Annotated in this window: 10 protein-coding genes and 2 pseudogenes; all 12 read left to right on the top strand. The window is 65.6% G+C overall.

All coding sequences use genetic code 11. The annotated features are described in order from the left end of the window. Nucleotides 1-104, top strand: a pseudogene (locus tag ABLE43_RS20960) (IS5 family transposase); the annotation flags it as partial. 18 nt (nt 105-122) lie between these two features. Beyond that, nucleotides 123-2,468, top strand: a pseudogene (locus ABLE43_RS20955) (efflux RND transporter permease subunit); the annotation flags it as partial. Between the two features lie 25 nt (nt 2,469-2,493). Beyond that, the gene (locus tag ABLE43_RS20950; RefSeq protein WP_018251250.1) at nt 2,494-3,177 is read left to right on the top strand and encodes a ZIP family metal transporter; all 684 of its coding nucleotides are present in this window, start codon (nt 2,494-2,496) and stop codon (nt 3,175-3,177) included. After that, the gene (locus ABLE43_RS20945; protein ID WP_018251251.1) at nt 3,174-3,413 is read left to right on the top strand and encodes a hypothetical protein; all 240 of its coding nucleotides are present in this window, start codon (nt 3,174-3,176) and stop codon (nt 3,411-3,413) included. Before ABLE43_RS20950 ends, ABLE43_RS20945 begins: the two co-directional genes overlap by 4 nt. Then, complete coding sequence (copM, locus tag ABLE43_RS20940; RefSeq protein WP_231376782.1) at nt 3,349-3,606, top strand: CopM family metallochaperone; 258 nt, start codon at nt 3,349-3,351, stop codon at nt 3,604-3,606. The genes ABLE43_RS20945 and copM overlap by 65 nt, the downstream gene beginning before the upstream one ends. Next, nucleotides 3,606-4,523: a cation diffusion facilitator family transporter gene (locus tag ABLE43_RS20935; RefSeq protein ID WP_018251253.1), complete on the top strand. Its 918-nt coding sequence runs from the start codon at nt 3,606-3,608 to the stop codon at nt 4,521-4,523. The genes copM and ABLE43_RS20935 overlap by 1 nt, the downstream gene beginning before the upstream one ends. 30 nt (nt 4,524-4,553) lie before the next feature. Next, on the top strand, nt 4,554-4,904 hold the full coding sequence (locus ABLE43_RS20930) for a DUF3147 family protein (RefSeq protein ID WP_018251254.1): 351 nt from the start codon (nt 4,554-4,556) through the stop codon (nt 4,902-4,904). Between the two features lie 78 nt (nt 4,905-4,982). Continuing rightward, nucleotides 4,983-5,315, top strand: a complete 333-nt coding sequence (locus ABLE43_RS20925; protein WP_018251255.1) for an ArsR/SmtB family transcription factor — start codon at nt 4,983-4,985, stop codon at nt 5,313-5,315. Nucleotides 5,316-5,326: 11 nt separating this feature from the next. Continuing rightward, nucleotides 5,327-5,755 carry an arsenate reductase (glutaredoxin) gene (gene arsC / locus ABLE43_RS20920; protein WP_018251256.1) on the top strand — a complete coding sequence of 143 codons (429 nt, stop codon included), beginning with the start codon at nt 5,327-5,329 and terminating at the stop codon, nt 5,753-5,755. After that, nucleotides 5,755-7,041 carry an arsenic transporter gene (locus ABLE43_RS20915; protein WP_348980014.1) on the top strand — a complete coding sequence of 429 codons (1,287 nt, stop codon included), beginning with the start codon at nt 5,755-5,757 and terminating at the stop codon, nt 7,039-7,041. Before arsC ends, ABLE43_RS20915 begins: the two co-directional genes overlap by 1 nt. Continuing rightward, nucleotides 7,041-7,472, top strand: coding sequence for an arsenic resistance N-acetyltransferase ArsN2 (gene arsN2, locus ABLE43_RS20910; protein ID WP_018251258.1), 432 nt, complete (start codon nt 7,041-7,043; stop codon nt 7,470-7,472). Before ABLE43_RS20915 ends, arsN2 begins: the two co-directional genes overlap by 1 nt. Then, on the top strand, nt 7,472-8,212 hold the full coding sequence (arsH, locus tag ABLE43_RS20905) for an arsenical resistance protein ArsH (protein ID WP_018251259.1): 741 nt from the start codon (nt 7,472-7,474) through the stop codon (nt 8,210-8,212). The genes arsN2 and arsH overlap by 1 nt, the downstream gene beginning before the upstream one ends. Nucleotides 8,213-8,305: the final 93 nt, after the last annotated feature.

Here is an 8,305-nt window from a genome sequence, read left to right as displayed (position 1 = left end):
GCCGTCTGAAGGATTGGCGCCGCGTCGCAACTCGCTACGACCGCTGCCCAACCGTCTTCTTCTCTGCCGTCGCCCTCGCGGCCACCGTCATCTTCTGGCTATGACCAATGAGTCCTGACCCTAAGACGGGTCAGGCGATCCGCATGGGATCGGCGTCGGAGAACGGCACGGAGGTCGTCGTCGGCACCGCGGTGATGCGGATCGGACAGAACAGCCGCAACGTCGCGACCGCGGTCGCCGATCGGTTGAAGTCGATCAACGCCTCGCTGCCACCCGACGTAGTGGTGCAGCCGGTCCTCGATCGCACAGCCCTGGTCAATTCCACCATCAAGACGGTGGCGAAGAATCTCGGCGAAGGCGCACTGCTCGTCATCGTCGTGCTGTTCCTGTTGCTCGGCAACTTCCGCGCCGCGCTGATCGCCGCGGCGGTCATCCCGGTCACGATGATGCTGACCGGGTTCGGAATGTTACGGCTGGGGGTTTCGGCGAACCTCATGTCGCTCGGCGCGCTGGACTTCGGGCTGATCGTCGATGGTGCCGTCATCATCGTCGAGAATGCGTTGCGGCGTCTCGCCGAGCAACAGCATCACGAAGGTCGCCTGCTGAGCGTCAAGGAGCGGTTGGAGGCGGTCGCGACCGCGGCGCGCGAGATGATCCGTCCGTCCGTGTACGGGCAGGCAATCATCATCCTCGTCTATGTGCCCTTGCTGACGCTGACCGGCGTCGAGGGCAAGACGTTCGTGCCGATGGCGCTCACCGTCATCATCGCGCTGCTGTTCGCGTTCGTCCTGTCGCTGACCTTCGTGCCTGCGGCGATCGCCATCTGGCTGTCGCGGAGGGTGAACGAGGAGGACGGGCGGATCATCTCGTGGCTGAAGCAGCGCTACGAACCGGGCCTTGAGAAGGCGATGAAGCGACCGTCGATCACCATCGGCGCCGGCGTCGTCAGCCTCGTCGCCGCGGCGCTTGCCTTCACGACGCTGGGACAGGTGTTCCTCCCCCAGCTCGACGAGGGCGACCTGCTCATCCAGGCGCTGCGCATTCCGGCGACATCGGTGCAGCAGAGCCAGGCGATGCAGGTGCCGATCGAGCGCATGGTCTCGAAGCAACCCGAGGTGCGGTTCGTCTTCTCCAAGACGGGCACGGCCGAGCTGGCTTCGGACCCGATGCCGCCCAACGCGACCGACATGTTCGTCATCCTGAAGCCGCATGCGGAATGGCCCGACCCCAAACTGGAGAAGGCCGCGCTGGTCGAGCGGCTGGAGACGAAGCTCGCGCAGTTCCCGGGCAACGCCTATGAGATCACGCAGCCAATCCAGATGCGGTTCAACGAGCTGATCGCCGGCGTGCGCGGCGACATCGCGGTGAAGGTGTTCGGCGACGACTTCGCCTCCATGAACCGCACCGCCGAACAGATCGCCGGCATCCTTCGCCGGACGCAAGGAGCGGCTGACGTGAAGGTCGAACAGACGACGGGACTTCCCATGCTCGACATTCGCGTCAACCGCGACGCGATGGCACGGGTCGGCGTCACCGCGCAGGATGTGCAGGACACCATCACCGCCACGCTCGGCGGTCGCGAGTCCGGCATGATCTTCGAGGGAGACCGGCGCTTTCCGGTGGTCATCCGCCTGTCGGACGCCGAGCGCGCCGACCTGGGGCTGCTCGAACAGGTGCAGGTGCCGGTCGCCGGCGGTGGCTATGTGCCGCTGTCCAGCGTCGCCGATATCGGCGTCGTCGACGGGCCGAACCAGATCAGCCGCGAGAACGGCAAGCGCCGCGTCGTCGTCCAGGCGAACGTCCGCGGACGCGACGTCGGCAGCGTGGTCGCGGATGCGCAGGCGGCGGTCGCCGGCGTGCGCCTGCCGGCGGGCAGCTATCTCGAATGGGGCGGCCAGTTCGAGAATCTCGAATCCGCCAGCCAGCGGCTCAAACTCGTGGTGCCGGCGTGCTTCGTGCTGATCCTGCTGCTCCTCTACGGGGCCTTGGGATCGGTACGCGATGCGGCGATCGTCTTCACCGGCGTGCCCTTCGCGCTGGTGGGAGGCGTGCTGCTGCTGTTCGTTCGCGGCATGGACTTCTCGATCTCGGCCGCGGTGGGATTCATCGCATTGTCGGGTATCGCGGTCCTCAACGGCCTCGTCATGGTTAGTTCGGTGCAGGAGCTGATCCGGTCGGGCATGGACCGGGCCGAAGCGGCGCGGACGGGCGCGCTCCAGCGATTGCGCCCGGTCGTCATGACCGCGCTGGTCGCCAGTCTCGGCTTCGTACCGATGGCATTCGCCAGCGGAGCCGGCGCGGAAGTGCAGAAGCCGCTCGCGACCGTCGTCATCGGCGGCCTGATCTCGGCGACGCTGCTGACGCTGTTCGTGCTGCCGACGCTTTACGCCCGGTTCGGGCAGCAAGCGGTCAAGGTCGACGACGCGGATAGGGCGGACGACGGCGCGCCGCTGCCGCAACCCGCATGATCGCGTCTGGCAGGGGGGACTGACGATGGCGGCGCTCAAGTTCGCACTGATCCCCATGATCGCGATCATGATCGGCGCGCTTCTCGCCGGGTGGCGCACACCCGGCGAGAGGCTGGTCGCCGCCATGCAGCACCTTGCAGCCGGCGTCGTATTTGCCGCGGCGGCGACCGAAATCCTGCCGCTGGTGATGCACGGGGGATCGCCGGCTGCGACGCTGATCGGCGGTGCGATCGGCGTCGCGGTAATGCTGGGCCTCAAGGCGGCGGAAGGCCGGTTTGACGGCCCCGTGGCGCTGCTCGCCGCGATCGGGCTCGATCTTGCTATTGACGGCCTGGTTCTGGGTCTGGCCTTCATCGCCGGCGAGAAGGCGGGCACGTTGCTGGCGGTCGCGCTGACGCTCGAAGTGCTGTTCCTGGCCCTGACGCTCACCAATGATCTGACGAGCCGGTATCGCAAGATGAAGGCGATCGGCCTAACCTGCGCGCTTGCGCTGCTGGTGCCGATCGGCGCACTCGTCGTGCAGCCCGTGGCGCTGCTGTCGCCGGTGTGGATCACGGGATTCCTGAGTTTCGGCCTGATGGCGCTGCTCTACCTCGTCACCGAGGAGCTGCTGGTCGAGGCGCACGAGAAACCGGACTCTCCGCTCATCAGCGCGATGTTCTTCGTCGGCTTTCTCGCACTGCTGCTCATCGAGGAGATCGCGATGTGACCGGCCTGACCTTGAGCGGTGTCGATGTGCGCCGCGATCCATCCCGTAAGGAGAAGAAAATGTCGATCACCACGGCGCGATGGTCCTTTCTGGCCGCTGCGATTGCCCTGTCTGCGTGTTCCGGCGGCAAGCCGGCGGGCCAGTTCGGATCGAACGAGTCCGGTGCGACCGATGCCATCCACGGATCGAGCGCACGGCACGGCCGGCATGGCGATGCCGTCGACCGGCGATCCTGATACCGACTTCCTTCGGGGCATGATCCCGCACCATGAAGGTGCGGTCGATATGGCTCGCGCCGAGCTTGCCAACGGCACCGATCCGAAGGTGCGCGCGATGGCGGAGGAGGTGATCCGGACCCAACAGGCCGAAATCGTGAAGATGCAGGCCTGGCTCGCCGAACGGCAAGCCACAAAGAAGGGGACGCGATAATGGCACACGATCACGGCGAAGCCGGGCACAGCCACGACCATACGGCCGGCGCCAACGCCAAGATGCTCAGATGGGCGCTTGCCCTGACGGCGACCTATCTCGTGGCAGAGGTGGTCGGCGCCTTCGTGTTCAACAGCCTCGCGCTGCTGTCCGACGCAGCCCATATGATGACCGACGTCGCCGGTCTGGTCATCGCGTTGATGGCGATCCATCTCGGCAAGAAGGCTGCCGACGACAAGCGGACGTTCGGCTACAAACGACTGGAAATCCTCGCCGCGACCTTCAATGCGATCCTGCTGTTCGTCGTCGCCATGTATATCCTTTACGAGGCGATCCAGCGCTTCCGCGAGCCGCAGTCGATTCAGTCGACCGGCATGTTGATCGTCGCGGTCATTGGCCTCGTCGTGAACTTCGTATCGATGCGTCTGCTGACCGCCGGCAAGGACGAAAGCTTCAACGTCAAAGGCGCCTACCTGGAAGTATGGGCCGACATGATCGGCTCGGTCGGCGTCATCCTTGGTGCCCTCGCGATACGGTTCACGGGCTGGACGTGGGTCGATCCAGTCATCGCCATCGGCATCGGCCTGTGGGTGCTGCCGCGCACCTGGGTTCTGCTCAAGGGAACGATCAACGTGCTGCTGGAAGGTGTCCCCGGCGGGTTGAAGCTGCCGGAGATCCGTTCAACGATCGCCGCCATTCCGGGTGTCGCCGGCGTTCATGACCTGCACGTCTGGTCGATGGCTTCGGACGAGATCAATTGCACCGCCCATGTGACGCTCGGCGAGGGCGTCGATCCCGATAGCGTCAGGGTTGCAGTGACCAGAACACTCGACGAGAGGTTCGGGATCGAACATTCGACGATCCAGACCGAAGCGCCATCGCAAGCCTGTGAGGATGACCAGCACCTTCATCGCTAGCCATCTCGGCGATCGAAAGTCACAACCGGTATGCTCTATGTCGTCATCAAGGCAATGATCTCCGGTGCGATTATCGCGGCGGTTTCGGAGATCGCCAAGCGCAGTCCCGGCGTCGGCGCACTTGTCGCATCGTTGCCGTTAGTCTCTGTGCTGGGAATGATCTGGCTGTGGCGCGACACCCAAGATCGGGTGCTGATGGCGTCTCACGCCGGGGCGACTTTCTGGTTCGTGCTGCCATCGTTACCGATGTTCCTGCTGATCCCCGCGTTGCTCGGGCGCAACGTACCATTCTGGCTAGCGCTGGGCGCGGGGTGCCTCCTTACCATCCTGCTCTATCTCGGCCTGGTATGCCTTGGTCCACGCCTCGGCCTGCGGTTATAGGCCATCAGCGCAGGTCTCCCGCAATGTTGAGAGGCAACGCACACTAGACCAACGCCATATATCCGCTATGCTGGATATATGGAAAACGACTCGGCTATCACTGCGCTGGGCGCACTCGCACAGGGCACCCGCCTCGACGTGTTCCGCCTGCTGGTGCGGCACGAACCGGACGGCATGGCCGCAGGCGATATCGCCCGCCAGCTCGACGTGCCGCAGAACACCATGTCGGCGCATCTCGGAATCCTCGCCCGTGCGGGTCTGGTCCGCTCCGAACGGCATAGCCGCTCGATCATCTACCGTGCCGATCTGGACGGCCTGCGCGCGCTGACGCTGTTCCTCGTCAAGGATTGCTGCGCCGGCAATGCGGAGCTGTGCGCGCCGCTCGTCGCCGAACTCGCCCCCTGCTGCTGAAAGGACATCCCGTGGCCGTCGATATCGTCATCTATCACAACCCCGAGTGCGGCACGTCGCGCAACACGCTGGCGATGATCCGCAATGCCGGCATCGAGCCGCATGTGGTCGAATATCTGAAAACCCCACCCGCACGCGCGCTGCTAGTCGAGTTGATCGACCGCGCCGGCATGAGGCCGCGTGAGCTGCTGCGCGAGAAGGGGACGCCCTATGCCGATTTGGGCCTGGGCGACACGTCGCTGTCCGACGACGCGCTGGTGGATGCGATGATGGCGCATCCGATCCTCATCAACCGGCCGCTGGTTGTCTCGCCGCTCGGCGTGAAGCTCTGTCGGCCGTCCGATGCCGTGCTTGATCTGCTGCCAAGCGATCAGCTCGGCGCGTTCGCGAAGGAAGACGGGGAGAAGGTGGTCGATGCTTCGGGCCAGCGCGTCGCCTGATGCTCCTTGCCGTCCTGATCTTCGTCGCGACGATCGCGCTCGTCATCTGGCAACCCAAGGGACTCGGCATCGGGTGGAGCGCGATGGGCGGGGCCGTCGTGGCGCTGCTCGCGGGGGTGGTCACGCTGTCCGACGTGCCGGTGGTGTGGGGCATCGTCTGGAATGCGACCGCTGCGTTCGTCGCGATCATCGTCATCAGCCTGCTGCTCGATGAAGCCGGGTTCTTCGAATGGGCCGCGCTCCACGTCGCCCGCTGGGGCCGGGGGCATGGTCGTCGGCTGTTCGTCCTGATCGTGCTGCTCGGCGCGGCGGTATCCGCGCTGTTCGCCAACGACGGCGCGGCGCTGATCCTGACGCCGATCGTCATCGCCATGCTGCGGGCGCTCGGCTTCAAGGACAAGGCGACGCTGGCGTTCGTCATGGCCGCCGGGTTCATCGCCGACACCGCCAGCCTGCCGCTGGTCGTGTCGAACCTCGTCAACATCGTGTCGGCCGATTTCTTCAAGATCGGGTTCGGCGAATACGCGGCCGTGATGGTACCGGTCGACCTCGTGTCGATCGCCGCGACGCTGGGCGCGCTGCTGCTGTTCTTCCGGCGCGACATACCGACCGACTATGACGTGGGAGCGCTGCGCGCGCCGCGCGACGCGATCCGCGATGCCGCGACCTTCCGCGCCGGATGGATCGTTCTCGCGCTGCTGCTCGCCGGCTTCTTCCTGCTCGAACCGCTCGGCGTGCCGGTCAGCGCCGTGGCCGCTGCCGGCGCGATCCTGCTGCTGGTGATCGCGGGGCGGGGCCAGGTGATCTCAACGGCCAAGGTGCTGCGCGGCGCACCCTGGCAGGTCGTGATCTTCTCGCTCGGCATGTATCTCGTCGTCTACGGCCTGCGGAACGCCGGCCTGACCGATCATCTGGCGGCGCTGCTCGATCGCACGGCGCAAGGGGGCGTGTGGGGCGCGGCGCTGGGTACGGGCGTGATCGCGGCCGTCCTGTCGTCGGTGATGAACAACATGCCGACCGTGCTGGTAGGCGCGCTCTCGATCGACGCCACCCACGCCACGGGCGCGATCAGGGAAGCGATGATCTACGCCAACGTGATCGGCTGCGATCTCGGCCCCAAGCTGACGCCGATCGGTTCGCTCGCGACGCTGCTGTGGCTCCACGTCCTTGGACAGAAGGGCGTGCGGATCGGATGGGGCTATTACTTCCGTGTTGGCGTCACGCTCACCGTGCCGGTGTTGCTCATCACGCTCGCGGCGCTCGCGATCCGGTTCAGCCTCGCGTGATGGGACTGACCATCACGACACTCGAACCCGCCGAGCTGGCCGGGTTGGCATGGTTCCTCAACGCTGCGAGCCTACCGAGCGCCGACCTCGCCGACCCTGGCCGCCTGTTCTTCCGGTTCGAGGCCGATAGCCTCGTCGGCTATGGCGGCCTGGAGGGGGAAGGGGCTGACCGCCTGCTCCGCTCGATCGTCATCCTTGCCGATCGCCGCGGGCATGGCCTGGGGCGGGCGTTGGTCGCCACCCTCGAACGACAGGCGCGCGACTTCGGGGTGCGTCGCCTCCATCTGCTGACGACGACGGCCGCGCCATTCTTCCGGGCGCTTGGCTATGCCGACGCAGATCGCGGCGCTGCTCCCCCGGCCGTCGCCGCATCGCGCGAGTTTACCGCGCTATGCCCGGCGTCGGCCGCCTATCTCGTGAAAGCTCTCTGATGCCGCTCCGCACGCTTGCCGATCCCGATACCCTGCCGGCACTCGATCCCGCCTATGCCATCCAGCGGCCGGCGCTGGGGCTTGGCCCGCTCGATTCCGCGCCGCGTATCCTTCTGCTCTATGGTTCGCTGCGCGAACGGTCCTTCTCCCGGCTGTGTGTCGAGGAAGCGGCGCGCCTGCTCCGGTTCTTCGGCTGCGAGACGCGCATCTTCGATCCATCGGCCCTGCCGCTGCCCGACCAACATGCCGGCGACGACCATCCGGCCGTCCATGAGCTGCGCGAGCTGTCTCTATGGTCGGAGGGTCAGGTGTGGTGCAGCCCGGAACGTCACGGGCAGATCACCGGCATCATGAAATTGCAGATCGACCATCTGCCGCTGTCGATGGGCGGGATGCGCCCGACGCAGGGGCGGACGCTCGCGGTCATGCAGGTGTCGGCCGGATCGCAGTCGTTCAACAGCGTCAACACGCTGCGCGTGCTGGGTCGCTGGATGCGGATGGTGACGATCCCGAACCAGTCGAGCGTCGCCAAGGCGTTCAATGAGTTCGATGACGACGGACGGATGAAGCCATCGAGCTACTATGACCGGATCGTCGATGTGATGGAGGAGCTGGTGCGGTTCACGGTGCTGCTGCGCGCGCATACTGTGCAACTGGTCGATCGCTATTCAGAGCGAAAGGAAGCCGGGGTGCCGATCAATACTGCGATGGACCTGTCCAGCATCGCGATTGCGCCGTAGGTCTCACAACTGAACTGCCTAAAAGAATTGACTATTTCCGATGCTTGCGAAGTGATGAAGCTCTCGCCGCGCTGGCTCACTCGACCCAGCTCG

The sequence above is a fragment of the Sphingomonas silueang genome (assembly GCF_040049155.1).
Lineage (GTDB): Bacteria > Pseudomonadota > Alphaproteobacteria > Sphingomonadales > Sphingomonadaceae > Sphingomonas > Sphingomonas silueang.
The sequence above is the reverse complement of the archived record's forward strand: the minus strand, read 5'-3'. Positions and strand labels throughout refer to the sequence as shown.

Excerpts from the sequence above, each read along its gene's own strand:
- ABLE43_RS20950 (WP_018251250.1), top strand. The coding sequence starts at position 2,494 with ATGGCGGCGCTCAAGTTCGCACTGATCCCCATGATCGCGATCATGATC.
- ABLE43_RS20915 (WP_348980014.1), top strand. The coding sequence starts at position 5,755 with ATGCTCCTTGCCGTCCTGATCTTCGTCGCGACGATCGCGCTCGTCATC.
- ABLE43_RS20930 (WP_018251254.1), top strand. The coding sequence starts at position 4,554 with ATGCTCTATGTCGTCATCAAGGCAATGATCTCCGGTGCGATTATCGCG.
- copM (WP_231376782.1), top strand. The coding sequence starts at position 3,349 with ATGCCATCCACGGATCGAGCGCACGGCACGGCCGGCATGGCGATGCCG.
- arsH (WP_018251259.1), top strand. The coding sequence starts at position 7,472 with ATGCCGCTCCGCACGCTTGCCGATCCCGATACCCTGCCGGCACTCGAT.
- arsN2 (WP_018251258.1), top strand. The coding sequence starts at position 7,041 with ATGGGACTGACCATCACGACACTCGAACCCGCCGAGCTGGCCGGGTTG.
- ABLE43_RS20925 (WP_018251255.1), top strand. The coding sequence starts at position 4,983 with ATGGAAAACGACTCGGCTATCACTGCGCTGGGCGCACTCGCACAGGGC.
- ABLE43_RS20935 (WP_018251253.1), top strand. The coding sequence starts at position 3,606 with ATGGCACACGATCACGGCGAAGCCGGGCACAGCCACGACCATACGGCC.